At 74.2% G+C, this 17,303-nt stretch carries 11 protein-coding genes and 1 riboswitch; of the genes, 10 read left to right on the forward strand and 1 reads right to left on the reverse strand.

Translation table 11 applies throughout. The features are described 5' to 3' along the window. Positions 1–208 precede the first annotated feature (208 nt). The 7 genes from OG767_RS19240 (at position 209) to OG767_RS19270 (ending at position 12,563) form a co-directional block, all read left to right on the forward strand. Positions 209–5,668 (forward strand): carboxyl transferase domain-containing protein, encoded by a 5,460-nt coding sequence (locus tag OG767_RS19240; RefSeq protein WP_405089821.1) that lies wholly within the window; start codon positions 209–211, stop codon positions 5,666–5,668. A gap of 146 nt (positions 5,669–5,814) precedes the next feature. Then, a complete protein-coding gene (locus OG767_RS19245; RefSeq protein WP_405089822.1) occupies positions 5,815–6,207 on the forward strand; it encodes an SCO5389 family protein in 393 nt (130 codons plus the stop codon). A 136-nt stretch (positions 6,208–6,343) separates the two neighbouring features. Continuing rightward, a complete protein-coding gene (locus OG767_RS19250) occupies positions 6,344–6,934 on the forward strand; it encodes a copper chaperone PCu(A)C (RefSeq protein ID WP_405089823.1) in 591 nt (196 codons plus the stop codon). Positions 6,935–6,987: 53 nt separating this feature from the next. Further along, positions 6,988–8,217 (forward strand): Dyp-type peroxidase, encoded by a 1,230-nt coding sequence (locus OG767_RS19255; RefSeq protein ID WP_405094249.1) that lies wholly within the window; start codon positions 6,988–6,990, stop codon positions 8,215–8,217. Between the two features lie 26 nt (positions 8,218–8,243). Further along, the gene (locus OG767_RS19260) at positions 8,244–8,795 is read left to right on the forward strand and encodes a copper resistance protein CopC (protein ID WP_405089824.1); all 552 of its coding nucleotides are present in this window, start codon (positions 8,244–8,246) and stop codon (positions 8,793–8,795) included. A 239-nt stretch (positions 8,796–9,034) separates the two neighbouring features. Next, on the forward strand, positions 9,035–10,981 hold the full coding sequence (locus tag OG767_RS19265) for a cytochrome c oxidase assembly protein (RefSeq protein WP_405089825.1): 1,947 nt from the start codon (positions 9,035–9,037) through the stop codon (positions 10,979–10,981). A gap of 142 nt (positions 10,982–11,123) precedes the next feature. Beyond that, complete coding sequence (locus OG767_RS19270; protein ID WP_405089826.1) at positions 11,124–12,563, forward strand: PepSY-associated TM helix domain-containing protein; 1,440 nt, start codon at positions 11,124–11,126, stop codon at positions 12,561–12,563. A gap of 87 nt (positions 12,564–12,650) precedes the next feature. Here OG767_RS19270 and OG767_RS19275 read toward each other — a convergent pair whose 3' ends face one another. Beyond that, a complete protein-coding gene (locus OG767_RS19275) occupies positions 12,651–13,232 on the reverse strand; it encodes a TetR/AcrR family transcriptional regulator (protein ID WP_405089827.1) in 582 nt (193 codons plus the stop codon). 69 nt (positions 13,233–13,301) lie between these two features. Between OG767_RS19275 and OG767_RS19280 the strand changes: the two genes are divergently transcribed. The 3 genes from OG767_RS19280 (at position 13,302) to OG767_RS19290 (ending at position 16,888) form a co-directional block, all read left to right on the forward strand. Then, entirely contained in the window at positions 13,302–14,315 is a 1,014-nt protein-coding gene (locus OG767_RS19280; protein ID WP_405089828.1) for a hypothetical protein, read from the forward strand. Between the two features lie 60 nt (positions 14,316–14,375). Further along, positions 14,376–15,599: a cytochrome P450 gene (locus OG767_RS19285; RefSeq protein ID WP_405089829.1), complete on the forward strand. Its 1,224-nt coding sequence runs from the start codon at positions 14,376–14,378 to the stop codon at positions 15,597–15,599. Between the two features lie 92 nt (positions 15,600–15,691). Next, a complete protein-coding gene (locus tag OG767_RS19290; protein WP_405089830.1) occupies positions 15,692–16,888 on the forward strand; it encodes an alpha/beta hydrolase family protein in 1,197 nt (398 codons plus the stop codon). A gap of 146 nt (positions 16,889–17,034) precedes the next feature. Then, positions 17,035–17,244: riboswitch (cobalamin riboswitch) on the forward strand. Positions 17,245–17,303: the final 59 nt, after the last annotated feature.

Below are 17,303 nucleotides of genomic sequence, written 5' to 3' on the forward strand. Positions count from 1 at the left end.
CACCGCTGGACAGCGCCGGCCCCGCTCGGGGACGGCGCTGTCCAGCGTATTGGCATAAAAACTTTTGTGTGGTTCCTACAACGGTCGCCGCTCAGGGTTCGGCGATTACGACATGGCGCGGCCCGCTGGCAGACGGCAGGGTGAGGCAAGCCGGGGGCACCGCCGCCACCCGGCGCAACACCGTGGGTCTACCGAAGGGGACGGTCACGTGTTCACCCGTGTCGCCATCGTCAACCGTGGTGAGGCCGCCATGCGGCTCATCCACGCGGTCCGGGAACTGGCCGCGGAGACCGGCAGCCGGATCGAGACCGTCGCGCTGTACACCGACGTCGACCGCACCGCCACCTTCGTCCGCGAGGCGGACGTCGCCTACGACCTCGGGCCCGCGTCCGCCCGCCCGTACCTCGACCTCAAGGCGCTGGAACGCGCGCTGGTGGAGACCCGCGCGGACGCCGCCTGGGTGGGTTGGGGCTTCGTGGCCGAGGACCCGGCGTTCGCCGAGCTGTGCGAGAAGGTCGGTGTCACGTTCGTCGGGCCGAGCGCGGACGCGATGCGCAAGCTCGGCGACAAGATCGGCGCCAAGCTGATCGCCGAGGAGGTCGGCGTGCCGGTCGCGCCGTGGAGCCGCGGCGCGGTGGAGAGCCTGGAGGCGGCGGTGGCCGCGGCGGCGCAGATCGGCTACCCGCTGATGCTGAAGGCGACCGCCGGCGGCGGTGGGCGCGGCATCCGGGTGGTCCGCAGCGACGCGGAGCTGACCGACGCGTACGAGCGCACCAGCCAGGAGGCGGCCCGGGCGTTCGGCAGCGGCGTGGTGTTCCTGGAGCGCCTGGTCACCGGCGCCCGCCACGTCGAGGTGCAGGTGATCGCGGACGGGCAGGGCACCGCGTGGGCGCTCGGCGTCCGGGACTGCTCGGTGCAGCGGCGCAACCAGAAGGTGATCGAGGAGTCGGCCTCGCCGCTGCTCGACCCGGCGCAGGTCGCCGAGCTGAAGACGTCGGCGGAACGGCTGGCGGTCGCGGTCGGCTACCGCGGCGCGGCCACGGTGGAGTTCCTCTACCACCCCGGCGACCGGCTCTTCGCCTTCCTGGAGGTGAACACCCGGCTCCAGGTCGAACACCCGATCACCGAGTCGACCACCGGCTTCGACCTGGTCAAGGCGCAGCTGCACGTGGCCGGCGGGGGCCGGCTCACCGGCGCGCCGCCGGCCGAGCGCGGGCACGCCATCGAGGCGCGGCTCAACGCGGAGGACCCGGACCGGGACTTCGCCCCCTCCCCCGGGCGGATCACCCGCCTGGACCTCCCGGCCGGCCCCGGCATCCGGGTGGACACCGGCGTCAGCGAGGGCGACACCATCCCCGCCGACTTCGACTCCATGATCGCCAAGATCATCGCGTACGGCCGGGACCGGGACGAGGCGCTCGGCCGGCTGCGCCGCGCGATGGCGGACACCACAGTGGTCATCGAGGGCGGGGCGACCAACAAGAGTTTCGTGCTCGACCTGCTCGACCAGCCCGAGGTGATCGACGCCAGCGCGGACACCGGCTGGATCGACCGGGTCCGCGGCGAGGGCCGGCTGGTCGGGCACCGGCACTCCGCGGTGGCGCTGGCCGCCGCCGCGATCGAGGCGTACGAGGAGGACGAGAGCGCCGAGCGGCAGCGGCTGCTCTCCACCGCGGCCGGCGGCCGGCCCCAGGTGCAGCACCGCAGCGGCCGGCCGCTGGACCTGAAGCTGCGCGGCGCGAGCTACCGGATGCGGGTGGCCCGGGTCGGCGCGCACCGGTTCCGGGTCGGCATCGAGGCCGGCGGCGACGCGCGTACCGCCGACGTCGAGCTGGACCGCTTCGACCGGCACACCGGGCAGATCGCCGTCAACGGCGTCCGCTACCGCCTGCTCACCGGCACCCACGGGCCGGTCCACCTGGTCGAGGTGGACGGCGTCACGCACCGGATCAGCCGCGACGAGGGCGGCGTGCTGCGCTCCCCGATGCCGGCGCTCGTCGTCGCCACGCCGCTGGAGGTCGGCGCGGAGGTCGAGGCCGGCGCGCCGGTGCTGGTGCTGGAGGCGATGAAGATGGAGACGGTGCTGCGGGCGCCGTTCCGGGCCCGCCTGAAGGAGTGCGCCGTCGCGGTCGGCACCCAGGTGGAGGCCGGCGCGCCGCTGCTGCGCCTGGAGCCGGTCGCCGAGGAGGGCGCCGAGGCCGCCGCCCCGGCCGAGGAGGCCGTGGAGCTGGACCTGCCGGACGCGCCCGCGGACGTCCCGGCGCGGACCCGGGTCGAGCGCGGCCAGGAGGACCTGCGCGGGCTGCTGCTCGGCTTCGACGTGGACCCGCACGACGAGCGCCGCGTCCTCGACGACTACCTCGACGCGCGGCGCGCGGCCACCGAGGCCGGGCACCGGCCGCTGGCCGAGGAGCTGGAACTGGTCGACGTCTTCGCCGACCTGGCCGAGCTGAGCCGCAACCGGCCGGGCGGGGACGACGGTCCCGGTGGGCACCTGCACAGCGCCCGCGAGCACTTCCACATCTACCTCCAGAGCCTCGACGTGGAGCGGGCCGGTTCGCCGGAGGCGTTCCGGGCCCGGCTGGCCAAGGCGCTCGGTCACTACGGCGTGCGCGAGCTGGACCGCTCCCCCGCGCTCGAGGCCGCGGTGTTCCGGATCTTCCTGGCCCAGCAGCGGGCCACCGTCGACGCCGCCGTGATCGCCGCGCTGCTCCGCTCCTGGCTGCGGGAGCTGCCGCCGGACGAGGCGCTGCGCGAGCCCGCCGGCCTCGCGTTGGAGCGGCTGATCGCGGCCACCCAGGTCCGCTTCCCGGTCGTCGCGGACCTGGCCCGGGGCGTGGTGTTCGCCTGGTTCGCCCAGCCGCTGCTGCGGCGCAACCGGGCCCGGGTGTACGCGCGGGTCCGGTCGCACCTGCGTCACCTCGACCGCCAGCCGGACGCGCCGGACCGCGACGAGCGGGTCGCCGAGATGGTCCGCAGCACCGAGCCGCTGGTCCGGCTGCTCGGTCAGCGGCTGGTCCGGGACAACCTGGACAACGCGACCATGCTGGAGGTGCTGACCCGCCGCTACTACGGCAACAAGGCGCTCACCGGCGTCCGCACCCGTACGGCCGGGGGTTGCGTGTTCGTGGTGGCCGACCGCGCGGAGTCGAGCGTGGTGTCGGCCGCGGTGCGGTTCGACGCGCTCGGCGACGCGCTGCGCGGGCTGGCCGAGGTCGCCGCGGACTGCGCGGCCGTCGACGCGGACGTCTACCTGGCCTGGGAGAACCAGCCCGAGGAGTTCGACGCCACCGCCGCCGCGCTGCTCGACGTGATCAACGCGCATCCGCTGCCGGACCGGGTGCGCCGGCTCACCACCACGGTGGCCGGGCGCGGCGGCGCGGTGATGCACCACCACTTCACGTTCCGTCCGGACGGCACCGCGATGGCCGAGGAGCGGCTGATCCGGGGCCTGCACCCGTACATCGCGCAGCGGATGCAGTTGGAGCGGCTGCACCGGTTCGACCTGACCCGGCTGCCGTCGCTGGACGAGGAGGTCTACCTCTTCCAGGCGGTCGCCCAGGAGAACCCGACGGACCAGCGGCTCGTCGCGTTCGCCCAGGTCCGGGACCTGACCGAGCTGCGCGAGCAGGACGGCCGGCTGGTGGCGCTGCCGACCACCGAGGACGCGGTCACCGCCTGCATCGACTCGATCCGCCGGGCGCAGTCCCGGCGACCGTCGAAGGTCCGGTTCCCGACCAACCGGATCGTCATCTACGTCTGGCCGCCGAGCGAGCTGACCCGCGAGGAGATGGAGCGGATCGCGGCCCGGGTGCGCCCGACCACGGTCGGCGCGGACCTGGAGGAGATCCTGTTCATCGGGCGGCAGCGGGACCGCCGGACCGGGGAGCTGACCAAGGTCGGCGTGCGGATCGCGTTCGACGTTACCGGGCAGGCCCGACTCTTCGTCGGGGAGCCGCCGACCGAGCCGGTCGAGCCCCTCGACGACTACCGGCTCAAGGTGCTGCGGGCGGCCAGCCGCAACACGGTCTACCCGTACGAGCTGACCGGGCTGCTCGGCGAGTTCACCGAGCACGACCTGGACGCCGAGCACACGCTGGTGCCGGTGGACCGGCCGAAGGGGCGCAACACCGCCGCGATCGTGGCCGGCGTGGTCCGTACGCCGACGCCACGGCACCCGGACGGGGTGACGCGGGTGGTGCTGCTGGGCGACCCGACCAAGTCGCTCGGCGCGCTCTCCGAGCCGGAGTGCCGGCGGGTGATCGCCGCGCTGGACCTGGCGCAGCGGATGGGCGTGCCGCTGGAGTGGTACGCGCTCTCCGCCGGCGCCCGGATCTCGATGACCTCGGGCACCGAGAACATGGACTGGGTGGCCGCCGCGCTCAAGCGGATCGTCGAGTTCACCCAGGACGGCGGCGAGATCAACATCGTGGTGGCGGGCATCACCGTCGGCGCCCAGCCGTACTGGAACGCCGAGGCGACGATGCTCATGCACACCAAGGGTGTGCTGGTGATGACGCCGGACTCGGCGATGGTGCTGACCGGCAAGCAGTCGCTGGACTTCTCCGGCGGCGTGTCCGCCGAGGACAACTTCGGCATCGGCGGCTACGACCGGGTGATGGGCCCGAACGGGCAGGCGCAGTACTGGGCGCCGAACCTGCCGGCCGCCCACGAGGTGCTGATGGCGCACTACGACCACACGTACGTGGCGCCGGGTGAGGACGCGCCGCGTCGGGCCACCACCACCGACCCGGTGGACCGGGACGTGTCGACGTTCCCGCACACGGTGGCCGGTAGCGACTTCACCACGGTCGGGGAGATCTTCTCCGCCACCGCGAACCCGGACCGGAAGAAGCCGTTCGACATCCGTACCGTGATGCGGGCCCTCGCGGACCAGGACCACCCGGTGCTGGAGCGGTGGGCGGGCATGGCCGACGCGGAGACCGCGGTGGTGCAGGACGTGCACCTCGGCGGCATCCCGGTCTGCCTGCTCGGCATCGAGTCCCGGTCGGTGCCCCGGCACGGGTTCCCGCCCACCGACGGCCCGGACACCTACACCGCCGGCACGCTGTTCCCCCGGTCGTCGAAGAAGGCCGCGCGGGCGATCAACGCGGCCAGCGGCAACCGGCCCCTCGTCGTGCTGGCCAACCTGTCCGGCTTCGACGGCTCGCCGGAGTCGATGCGCAAGCTGCAACTGGAGTACGGCGCGGAGATCGGCCGGGCGATCGTGAACTTCCGCGGCCCGATCGTGTTCTGCGTGATCTCGCGCTACCACGGCGGCGCGTTCGTGGTGTTCTCCAAGGCGCTCAACCCGGCCATGACGGTGCTGGCGATCGAGGGCTCGTTCGCCTCGGTACTCGGTGGCGCGCCGGCCGCCGCCGTGGTCTTCGCCGGCGAGGTCGCCGCGCGCACCGCCGCCGATCCCCGGGTACGCGAGTTGGAGCGCCGGGTCGGGGCCGCCGCCGGCACCGAGCGCGCGACGCTCACCGGGGAGCTGGACGAGCTGCGGTCGTCGGTGCGGGCCGAGAAGCTGGGCGAGGTGGCCACCGAGTTCGACCGGGTGCACAGCATCCAGCGTGCCGTCGAGGTCGGTTCGGTGGACGCGGTGATCCGCGCCGCCGAGCTGCGGCCCCGGATCATCGAGGCGATCGAGGCGCGTCTGGGCTGACCCACGACGCGCCGACAGCGGCGGACGGGCTCCGGGCCCGTCCGCCGCTTCGCGTGTGGCGGTGCTTGACCGGGCCGAACCAGCCGTGATGTGCTCACCACGTCAGCTTAATGGAAACGGTTGTCGTTTCCGGAAGTGGAGGAGACATGTCGCTCACCGTTCCGCCCGCCCTGCTCCGCGCCGCCGAGGCCGGTCCCGTGTCCGAGGAGGCGTTCGTCGCCTGCGTCCGCGACTCCCTGCCGTATGCCTGGGAGACCGTCAGTCGGGTGGTCGCCGACCTGGCGACGACCGACGCCGACTTCACCGACAACGTCGTCCCGCCGCCGGGCGAGACCGAGCGCGGGCAACTGCTGCGCGCACTCGCCAGCGACGCGATCCGCGCCGGTCTGGAGCGTCACTTCGGGGTGCGGCTGGCGTTCCAGAACTGTCACCGGGTGGCCGCGTTCCGGCCGTCCGCCGCCGGCTCCGAGGCGTACCGCCGGTTCACCTCCAGCCGGGGCCAACTGCTGAACCAGTCCCCGACGCTGCGCAACTGCTGAGCCGCGCGCCACGCGGCGGGCCGGCGGTTCCGTCGGCTCGCCGCGCCGGGTGACACGACCGGTCCCACCCACCGGAACTAACCGACCCCTCGCTCCGACCAACGACAGGTACACCGATCTTCGAGGGGACAATGTCATGCCCAGCACCACCAGCGGCCGGTTCCTGCGCCCCGCGGCCCTGATCGGCGCGGTCCTGCTGGCCGCGTCCGGCACCGCCTGCGGGTCGTCCGACGAGTCATCCACCGCGGTCTCGTCGGCGACGTCGACGGCCTCGGCCTCGACCGGCGCGGCGGCCGGGGTACTCGGCATCCGCGACCCGTGGGTGAAGGCCGCCGACAAGGGCATGACCGCCGCGTTCGGCACGCTGGTGAACGACGGCGACGCCGACGTGACGATCACGAAGGCCGCCACCGAGGTCTCCCCGATGGAACTGCACGAGATGACCATGAAGGACGGGAAGATGGTCATGCAGCCCAAGCAGGGCGGCATCGTGGTCAAGGCGCACTCTCGGGCCACGCTGGAGCCCGGCGGCGACCACCTGATGCTGATGGACCTCGCCAAGCCGGTCAGGGCCGGCGACGAAGTGAGCTTCACCCTCACCTTCGCCGACGGCCGCACCCAGACCTTCCGCGCGGTGGCGAAGCCGTTCACCGGCGCTCAGGAGTCCTACGCCCCCGGCCACGGCGACACCCCGATGCCGGAGATGAGCACGAACCCGCCGGCATGAGCGAACGCACCGAGCGAAGCGAGGGCCGTGAGGGCATGCCCAGCCGGCACAGCATGACCGAGGGTTCCTCCACGGGCCGTGCGGTGAGTCGGCGTGGCCTGCTCACCGGCGGCGCGCTCACTGTCGGGGGCGCGCTGGCCGGCGGTGTCACGATCGCCGCCGCCCGACCCGATGACCCCGGGGTCCGCCCTGAGCCGGTACCGGTGGCGCAGGTCGGCACCGCGGTCGAGCCGTTCCACGGCGCCCGGCAGTCCGGCGTGACCACCGAGCCGCAGGCGCACGCCGCGTTCGTCGCTTTCACCCTGAAACCGGGTACCGACCGGGCCTCGATCGGCCGGATGCTGCGCCTGCTCTCCGACGACGCCGCCCGCCTCACCCAGGGCCGCCCGTCGCTGGCCGACACCGAGCCGGAACTCGGCCTGCTACCCGCCCGACTCACCGTCACGTTCGGCTTCGGCCCCGGCCTCTACGCCGCCGCCGGGCGCGCCGACCGCCGCCCGGCGTCCGTGGCCGAGCTACCCGCTTTCCGCATCGACCGGCTGCAACCCCGCTGGACCGGCGGGGACCTGCTGGTGCAGATCTGCGCCGACGACCCGCTCACCGTCGCCCACGCCCAGCGTGTCCTGGTCAAGGACAGCCGGCCGTTCGCCACCGTGCGCTGGGTGCAGCAGGGCTTCCGGCGGGCCGCCGGCGCCGAACCGGGACGCACCCAGCGCAACCTGTTCGGCCAACTCGACGGCACCGCCAACCCGAAACCCGGCACCCCCGCGGACACCGCCGTGTGGGTCACCGACGGGCCGGCCTGGCTGCACGACTCCACCACCATCGTGGTGCGGCGGATCAGCATGAACCTGGAGACCTGGGACCTGCTCGGCCGCACCGACCGGGAGATCGCGGTGGGTCGACGACTGGACACCGGCGCGCCGCTGACCGGCACTGCCGAGTATGACGAGCCGGAGTTCGCCGCCCTCGGACCGGACGGGCTCACCGTCATCCCCGACTTCTCCCACCTGACCCGCGCCCATGTCACCGACGACCGGCTCAAGCTCCTGCGCCGGCCCTACAACTACGACGGCGTACCGACCGCCGACGGGCACGCCGACAGCGGCCTCATCTTCGCCGCGTACCAGGCCGACATCACCCGCCAGTTCCTGCCCATCCAGCGCCGCCTCGCCGAACGGGACCTGCTCAACGAGTGGACCACCCCGATCGGCTCCGCCGTGTTCGCCGTACCGCCCGGCTGCCCCGACGGCGGCTGGATCGGCCAACAGGTGCTCGACTGACCACCACCAGGAAGGCTCCCGACCAGATGCGCACCCGATCCGCCGCCGTCGTGGCCCTGGTGTTCGCCGCACTGCTGCTGCCCGCCACGCCGGCCTCGGCGCACAACGCGCTCCGGACGGCCACGCCGGCCCAGGACGCCCGACTCACCACCGCGCCGACCTCCGTCACGCTGCGCTTCCTCCAGCAACTCAACCCGGAGTTCACCACCATCGTCCTCAGCGACGCCGACCGACGGAAGGTCCCCACCGGCGCACCCACCGTCGGCGGTACCACCGGCACGATCACCGTCGACCAGCCACTGCCCGACGGCACCTACACCGTCGCCTACCGGGTGGTCTCCGCCGACGGCCACCCCGTACAGGGCTCGTACCGGTTCACCGTCGCCGACCCGACCGCCGGGTCGACCGCACCCGACGCGACCGGCACGGCCCGCGGCCACACCGCAGCGAGCCCGGCGGCCACCACCGGCGGCGCCGACGACAGCCCGCCGGTGGTGCCCCTGGCCGCCGGGGCGGTCGCCGGCCTGGCCGTGCTGGGCGCGTTCGCGCTGCTGACGCGACGCCGCCGCGCCTCCTGACGTCAGCGGCCGGATCCGACCCGGCACCCCGATTCGAAACCAGGTTCCGCACCGTGCATCAGCCCTCGTCGCACTCGTCCCACCACCGGTCCGATCCCGCCGTGGCTGCCCCGGCCGCGACGGGCGTCGCCGCGTCCGCAACCGGCCCAGCGGCGACCGCCGACGCGCCCGGGGCCAGCGGTCCCGGGACCGGAGCCGGACCGCTGGGAGGTGGTCCGCATGGCTGGCTCGTTCTGCTGGTGGCGGCCGGTTCGGCGGTGGCCGTGCTGCTGCTCGCGCTGCGGACCGGTGGCGCGCTCGCCGCAGCGATCCCCGGCCTGCCCGATCCCGGCCCGGTCACCACCTGGGCTCTACCGGCGGTACGGCTGCTCGCCGACGGGCTCGGCACGCTCACCGTCGGCTTCGCGGTGACCGCCGCGTTCCTGCTGCCCGGCGACGGCACAAGCGTCTCCGCGCACGGCTGGCTGCTGCTGCGCCGCGCCGGCCTGGCCGCAGCCGGCTGGGCCGTGGCCTCCCTGACGCTGCTGGTGCTCACCGTGTCCGACCTGCTCGGCGCGCCGCTCGACCGGCTCGGCGAGGTGAGTGTGGTCAGCTTCGGCGTCGACATCACACAGGGTCGGTCGCTACTGGTGCAGGCCGGACTGGCGGCGGTCGTGGCGGTGGCGGCCCGGGCCGGCGTGTCCCGTCGCACGGCCGCGGTCGCCGCCGGGCTGGCGCTGGTCGGTCTGCTCCCTCCGGCGCTGACGGGCCACGCCGCCGGCGCGGGCAACCACCAGATCGCGGTGTCCAGCCTCGCGCTGCACGTGCTCGCCGCCGCGTTGTGGGCCGGCGGCCTGGCCGCGCTCCTGACCGCCCGCCGCAGCCGGCACCTGCCCGGCGCCGCCGGGCGCTACAGCCGGCTCGCCCTCGCCTGCTTCGTCGCCGTCACGATCAGCGGCCTGGCCAACGCCGCGGTCCGCCTCGGCACGGTGGACCAGCTCTGGCAGTCCCGGTACGGCTGGCTGGTGCTCGGCAAGCTGGCCGCGCTCGTGCTGCTCGGCCTGCTCGGCGCCGCCCACCGCACGCGTACCCTGCCGGGTCTGGCCGCCGGGCGGCGCAATGCGTTCGCCCGCCTGGCCGCCGGGGAACTGGTGGTCTTCGCCGCCACCATCGGTCTGGCGGTGGCGCTGTCGCGCAGCCCGGCGCCGATCCCCGAGCCGGTCGACGCCGACCCGGTGACCGGCGTGCTCGGCTTCCCGATGCCGGCCGCGCCCACCGCGGTACACCTGCTCGGGCAGCCGCTGCCCGAGCTGTTCCTCCTGACCGTGACCGTGGTCGGCATCGGCGGTTACCTGGCCGGGGTGCGCCGGCTGCGCCAGGGCGGGCACCACTGGCCGGTGGCCCGCACCGCGAGCTGGCTCGGCGGGCTGCTGGTACTGGCCGCCGCCACCGGCCTCGGCTTCGCCCGCTACGCCTACGTGCTGTTCAGCGCGCACATGGCCCAGCACATGGTGCTGTCCATGCTGGTGCCGATCCTGCTGGTCGGCGGCGCCCCGGTCACGCTCGCGCTGCGGGCCCTGCACCGTCCGACCGAACCAGGCGTACGCGGCACCCGGGAGTGGCTGCTGCGCGCCCTGCACAGCCGCCCCACCCGGCTGCTCACCCATCCGCTGGTGGCGCTCGGCAGCTACACCGCCGGTCTGTTCGGCCTCTACTTCAGCGATCTGCTCGGCACGCTGATGCGCTCCCACCTCGGGCACCTGGCCATGCTGGGGCACTTCGTGGCATCCGGCTACCTGCTGTTCTGGGTACTCATCGGCACCGATCCGGGCCGACCCCGGCTCCCCCACCCCGTCCTCGTGCTCATCCACCTGGCCTCGATGATGGCGCACGGCTTCTTCGGGCTCGCGCTGATGCAGACCACCACCGTCATCGCCCCGGACTGGTACCTCGGTGTGCACCCCGACTGGGCCGCGTCACCACTGGAGGACCAGAAGCTGGGCGCCGGCATCGCCTGGGCGTTCGGCGAGATCCCGGCCGCCGTCGTCATGATCCTGCTGGTCCGGCAGTGGATCCGGGCCGACCTGCGCGAGCAGCGCCGCCTCGACCGGGCCGCGGACCGGGCCGAGGCGACCGGCGCGGAGGACGACCTGGCCCGCTACAACGCGTTCCTCGCCGCCGCCGCGCGCGCCCCTGACCGGAACTGATCGGGACACCGGCGGGAACTTCCGCGCGACCCGGCCCGACCACTCACCCGGGAGGCGGAAACCGCGCACCACGGCACGGCTCGACGGGCAGCGGGCCGGCCATTCCCGTTCCTCGTTCCTCATTCCGATCGGAGTTGCCCACGTGTCCGTGACCGAACTGCCCGGCGACCGCGCGCCGGCTTCCCCCACCGCGCCGGCCCGGCCGGCGCGTCGGCCCACGCCGCTGACCGCGCTGCTGACCCGCCTGCACTTCTACGCCGGTATCCTCGTCGCGCCGTTCCTGCTGGTCGCCGCGCTCACCGGGCTGGCCTACACGCTCACCCCGCAGCTCGACGACGCGCTCTACGGCGACAAGCTCACCGTCTCCACCGTCGGCGAGCAGCCCCGACCGCTCGCCGAGCAGATCGCCGCCGCCCGTGCCGTGCACCCCGACGGCACGCTCACCGAGGTGCAGCCCGGCCAGGGCGACCGGACCACCCGGGTGGTGTTCGCCCGCGACGACCTCGGCGACCGGCAGCACACCGTCTACGTCGACCCGTACACCGCCCGGGTGTCCGGCCGGTTGACCACCTGGTTCGGCTCCACGCCGGCCACCACCTGGCTGGACGACCTGCACCGCAACCTGCACCTGGGCGATGTCGGCCGGCACTACTCGGAGATCGCGGCGAGCTGGCTGTGGGTGCTGGCGCTGGGCGGCGTGGTGCTGTGGTGGCGTCGGCGCGCCGCCGGCCGGGCCCGCGTCCGGCACCTGCTGGTACCCGACCTGTCCGCCGGCCGGGGCGTGCGGCGCACCCGAGGCTGGCACGCCACGACCGGCGTCTGGCTCTCCGTCGGCCTGCTGTTCCTCTCCGCCACCGGCCTGACCTGGTCGCGCTACGCCGGGGCGAACTTCGGCGCCGGCCTGGACGCGCTGCGCGCCGGTGCCCCCGAGATCTCCACCGCACTCGCCGGTCCGCCACCGGCCGCCGGTGGCGGACACCAGCACGGCGGGTCGTCCGTCGCCCCGGCGGCGGACCCGGCGACCTACGACCGGGTGCTGGGCAGCGCCCGCGCCGCCGGCCTGTCCGGGCCGGTCGCGATCACCCCCGCGGCTGAGGACGGCACCGCGTGGACGGTCGCCCAGACCGACGACGTGTGGCCGGTCGGGTACGACCGGGTCGCCGTCGACCCGGTCGCCGGCACGGTCACCGCCCGCAGCGCCTTCGCCGACTGGCCGGTCCTGGCGAAGCTCAGCAAACTCGGCATTCAGGCCCACATAGGCCGGCTCTTCGGGCCGGTCAACCAGGCCCTGCTCGCCGCGCTCGCGCTCGGTCTGCTCTGCGTCGTCGTCTGGGGGTACCGGATGTGGTGGCAGCGCCGCCCCACCCGCACCGACCGCCGGACCCCGCTGGGCACGCCGCCGACCCGTGGGTCGGTACGCGGGGTGCGCCGGGGGGCGCTGCTGGTCGGGGTGCCGGTGGTGGTGGCGCTCGGCTGGGCGCTGCCCTGGTTCGGCGGCCCACTGCTCGGCTTCCTCGTGCTCGACGGCGTGCTCGGGCTGCTCCGCCGGCCGCGCCCGGCCCCGGTGCCGAGCGGGTCCTGAGGCCGCGCGACCGCCGATCCGCGAACCGTCCGGCGGGCCGGTGCCACTGCCGGTCCGGCCGGGGCCGCCGTGCGGGTCGGCGCCGGGTCAGCCGTGGCCGCGCACCAGGGGCAGGAACACCTCGTCCACGATCTCGACAAGCACCTCGTCGGGGACCGAGGGGATGCCGCGCATCGCGTACTCGGCGCGGAGCAGCATCATCGGCGCCGTCGCCACCCGGGGCCGGACGGCCGCCGCCGGCGCCTCGCCCCGGGCCGCGGCCCGTTCCAGCATCCCGAGCCACGCGCGGTCCATGGTGTCCGCGCCGGACCGCTCCCGCATCATGGTGAGCAGTTCCGGGTCGTCGGCCGCGGCGGCGAGCAGTCCGCGCAGGATCGTCCCGTGCGGCGAGGACCACGTCTCGTTGGCCCGCCGGAGCATCTCCAGCGCGTCGCCGCGCAACGTTCCGGTGTCCGGGTTCGGCATGGCGGCGTCGGACAGGTGGCGGTACGCCGCGATGCCCAGCGCCGCCCGGTGCGGCCACCGGCGGTAGATGGCGTTCTTGTTGGTGCCGGCGCGGGCGGCGACCCGGTCCATCGTCATCCCCGAGTATCCGGATTCGCGCAGTTCCGCCGCGGCGGCGTGCAGGATCGCCCGTTCCAGTTCCTCGCCCCGGCGCCTCGTGCCCATGGCTTGCAGGGTACTCGACGTACCCTGTAAGGTACGCGGCGTACCTTACCGAACGGGGAGGAACGCGAGATGCGCGTCTTCGGCATGAACTACGACACCGGCTTCGTGAGCGCCGGGTCCACCACCCACGAACCCTTCGACCCGGAGACCGTACGGCGCGACCTGCGGGTCATCCGGGACGAGCTGCACTGCGACGCGGTGCGGATCACCGGCGGCGTCCAGGACCGGCTGGAGCTGACCGCGCGTCTGGCGGCCGAGACCGGGCTGGAGGTGTGGTACTGCCCGTTCACCAACGGCCTGGACCGCGCCGGGCTCATGGCGTTCCTGCTCGACGGCGCCGAACGGGCCGAGCGGCTACGACGCGAGGGCGCCACGGTCGTCTACCTCACCGGCTCCGAGATCTCCATGTTCACCGAGGGCTTCCTGCCCGGCCGCGACCTGACCGAGCGCCTGGCGCTGTTCACCGATCCGATGCGGATGCGGGAGGCGGTCCCGGTCGCGCGGGCCGCGGTGCGCGACTTCTTCGCCGACGCGCTTCCCGCGGTGCGCGAGCGGTTCGGTGGCCCGGTCGGATACGCCTCGATCCCCCTCGAAGGCGTCGACTGGACCCCGTTCGACATCATCGCCAGCGACGCCGGCTACCGCGACGCCACGAACGCGGCGGCGTTTCCGCAGAGCCTCGCGGCGGCGGTGGGCCAGGGCAAGCCGTACGCCGCCACGGAGTTCGGCTGCTGCACGTACCGGGGCGCCGCCGACGTCGCGGGCGCGACGGAACCGGTGACCTACGACGAGCACGGCCGGGCGGCGAAGCTCACCGCGACGCTGGAGCGCGACGAGGAGGGCCAGGCCCGCTACCTCGTCGACCTGCTGCGCGACTACGAGGCGGGCGGGGTGGAGGCGGCCTTCGTCTACACGTTCGCGAACCGGCACCTGCCCACCACCGAGGACCCGGAGCACGACTACGACCTGGCGGCCCGGGGCATCGTGCGCGTGCTGCCGGACGGCTCGTGGACACCCAAGGCCGCCTTCCACGCCCTCACCGAGTACGGCCGCGCCCGCGCGTCGAGCCGGTCGGCCGGCTAGGCATCATCCGGCACCGACGGCGGGGCCCCGCCGTCGGGACGGAGCTGGCACTGTGGACGGATGACGGACATCGACGCCCGCCGCCCCCACCCCTTCTACCAGGACGCCGACGGCGTCAACCGGCCGCCCGGCCCGCGCAAGCACCCCGACTACGCCCGGTTCGCCGCCGGCTCTCCGGTGGTGCCCATCGTCCGCCGGGTCGGCGGCGAACCGGTTCCGGCGCTGCTGATCTGCCGGTACGCCGACGTGCGCGAGGTGCTACGCCGGCAGGACGTCTTCTCCCGGGCCGCCGCCGCGCACGCCGACGAGGTCGACGTGTCCGGCACCATGCTCGGCATGGACGGGGCCGAGCACGCCCGGGTGCGCGGCACCGTGAAGGACGCGTTCACCCGACCGGCTGTCGACGGGATGCGCGACGCGGTCCGGACCGCGGCCGAGGAGCGGCTCGCCGCGATGGTGGGCCGGGGCGCTCCGGCGGACCTGGTCCGCGACTTCGCCGTCCCGTTCGCGCTGGACGTGATCTGCGACCTGCTCGGCCTGCCGACCGACGACCGGATGCGGTTCCGCCGGTGGGGCGACATGTTCCTCGGCACCGGCGACCTGAGCCGCGAGGAGGCGGCCCGGTCCGCCGAGGAGATGGGCGGCTACCTGTGGGAGCAGCTCGAACAGCGACGCGGCCGACCCGGCGACGACCTGCTCGGCCGGATCGCGACCGCCGCCGCCGACCAGCCGGTGGACGTCCAGATCAAGCTGCCGATCTCGCTCGTGGTGGGTGGCTGGGAGACCACCGCCAGCTCGATCGCCACGTTCGTCCACGTGCTCCAGACCGAGCCGTACGGGCCGGCCGGCACCGGTTGGACGTACCTTGTCGCGCACCCCGAGCGGCTGGACGGCGCGGTCGCCGAACTGGAGCGGCTGCACTCCACCGCGAACGGCGACGAGATGCCGCGGCGGGTGATGGCGGACGTGACGCTGCCCAGCGGCGCCCGACTGGCGGCGGGCGACATCGTGGTCCCCTCGCACGACGCCGCCAACCGCGACCCGGCGGTGTTCCCGGACCCGGAACGGATGGACTTCGACCGCGCGCCCACCCCGCACCTGTCCTTCGGGCACGGCGCGCACTACTGCATCGGGGCCCACCTGGGCGCGCTGGAGGTCCGCACCGCGCTCGGCCTGCTGCTGCGGGAGCTGCCCGGCCTGCGCCTCGCGGTGCCGCCGGACGAGGTGCCGTGGAAGCCGGGCCACGCCATCCTCGGCCCGGCCGCGCTGCCGGTCGCCTGGTAGGCGCGGCACCCGGCCGTGGACCGGGGCACGCGCTTGCATCTATACACTCGGTATATATACTGAGTGAATAAAGCCGCCAAGGAGGATCACTGATGACCGAGACATCCGTCCCCGAACACGGCATGACCCGCCGCACCCTGGTCCGGGCCGCGCTGGCGGTGGGTGCCGGCGCGTCGATCGGCGCCGCCGGCCACGCGCCGGCGGCCACCGCCGATCCGGGCCCGGTCCGGCTCACGTTGCCCGCGCCGACCGGGCCCCACCCGGTGGGCACGGTGCCGCTGCACCTGGTCGACCGGTCGCAGCCGGACCCCCTTGCCGGCCCGGGGCGGCACCGGGAGCTGATGGTCAGCGTCTGGTATCCCGCCCGGGACGTGTGGCGGCACCCGCGCGCGCCGTGGATGACCGCCGCGTCGCTCCGCGCGCTGCTGGAGTCCACCGGGTTCGATCCCGACGCGGTGCGGGCGCCGCTGACGGCCGGCCACGAGGGCGCGCCGGTGCGACGCGCCGCCCGTCGACTGCCGGTGGTGGTCTACTCGCACGGCGCGGGCAGCCACCGATCGGACACCACCATCGTGGTCCAGGAACTCGCCAGCCACGGATACGCGGTGGTCACGGTGGACCACACGTACGACGGGCCCACCGAGTTCCCGGACGGCCGGGTGACCGTCCGGGAGGACGACTACGACTCGACGCCGTGGACCTACACGCGCGACGTCCGGTTCGTGCTGGACCAGATCGCCGTGCTCGCCGCCGGCGGCAACCCGGACGTCGACCGTCGGCCGCTCCCGACCGGGCTGTGCACGGCGCTGGACCCGCACCGGATCGGCATGTTCGGTTGGTCGAAGGGGGGCACCGCGACCGCGCTCACCATGGGCACCGACCAGCGGGTACGCGCCGGGCTGAGCTTCGACGGCCCGATGCTGTCCCAGCCGCGGCCCACCGACCTGGACCGGCCGTTCATGCTGATGACGGCGGAGTACACCCGCGTCACGGAGCCCGCCGTCGCCGAGTTCTGGTCGCACCTGCACGGCTGGCGGCTCAACGTCCAGGCTGCCGGCGCGCTCCACCAGTCGTACGGCGACAACCAGTGGCTGGTGCCGCAACTGGCCCGGGTGATCGGGATGAGCGACGAGGAGCTCACCGGCTGGATCGGCACCCTCGACCCCGCCCGCGCGGTACGCATCCAACAGGCGTACCCGTTGGCCTTCTTCGACAGGCACCTGCGGCACCGGGGTCACCTGCTGCGCGGCCCGAGCCGCTCCTTCCCCGAGGTGTCGTTCGTGGCCTGAGCCGATCGGTGGGCGGCGGTGTTAAGCGGGGCCCCCTCCTCTACCGGAGGCGTTAACAAGGGGCCCCGCCTTCACCTCCAGCGGTGAGACGCAGCCGACACGCCCGACGCGACATCTGGTGTTGCCCGCCGGGCATCACCGCCATATATGGTGTCCCCGCAGCTGGTTCGGCCGCGTCTGACAGGCGCGGCCGAGGCAAGAGGGAACCCGGTGGAAGTCCGGGACTGCCCCGCAGCGGTGAGTGGGAACGACCGCCGTCATCAGCACTGGGCCACCGGCCTGGGAAGCGACGGCCAGTAGGCGACCTCGTGTCACGCCCGCGAGTCCGAAGACCTGCCAGCGCGCCGTGCGCTGCCGCGCGCGGCGGTCGAAGGTCGCGCGGGACGACCGACGCCAGCAGCCGGGCCGGTCCTGC

Source organism: Micromonospora sp. NBC_01392 (assembly GCF_045040125.1).
GTDB lineage: Bacteria > Actinomycetota > Actinomycetes > Mycobacteriales > Micromonosporaceae > Micromonospora.

Coding starts and splice junctions, on each gene's coding strand:
- OG767_RS19275 (WP_405089827.1), bottom strand. CDS start 13,232: ATGGGCACGAGGCGCCGGGGCGAGGAACTGGAACGGGCGATCCTGCAC.
- OG767_RS19280 (WP_405089828.1), top strand. CDS start 13,302: ATGCGCGTCTTCGGCATGAACTACGACACCGGCTTCGTGAGCGCCGGG.
- OG767_RS19260 (WP_405089824.1), top strand. CDS start 8,244: ATGCGCACCCGATCCGCCGCCGTCGTGGCCCTGGTGTTCGCCGCACTG.
- OG767_RS19245 (WP_405089822.1), top strand. CDS start 5,815: ATGTCGCTCACCGTTCCGCCCGCCCTGCTCCGCGCCGCCGAGGCCGGT.
- OG767_RS19290 (WP_405089830.1), top strand. CDS start 15,692: ATGACCGAGACATCCGTCCCCGAACACGGCATGACCCGCCGCACCCTG.
- OG767_RS19250 (WP_405089823.1), top strand. CDS start 6,344: ATGCCCAGCACCACCAGCGGCCGGTTCCTGCGCCCCGCGGCCCTGATC.
- OG767_RS19285 (WP_405089829.1), top strand. CDS start 14,376: ATGACGGACATCGACGCCCGCCGCCCCCACCCCTTCTACCAGGACGCC.
- OG767_RS19255 (WP_405094249.1), top strand. CDS start 6,988: ATGACCGAGGGTTCCTCCACGGGCCGTGCGGTGAGTCGGCGTGGCCTG.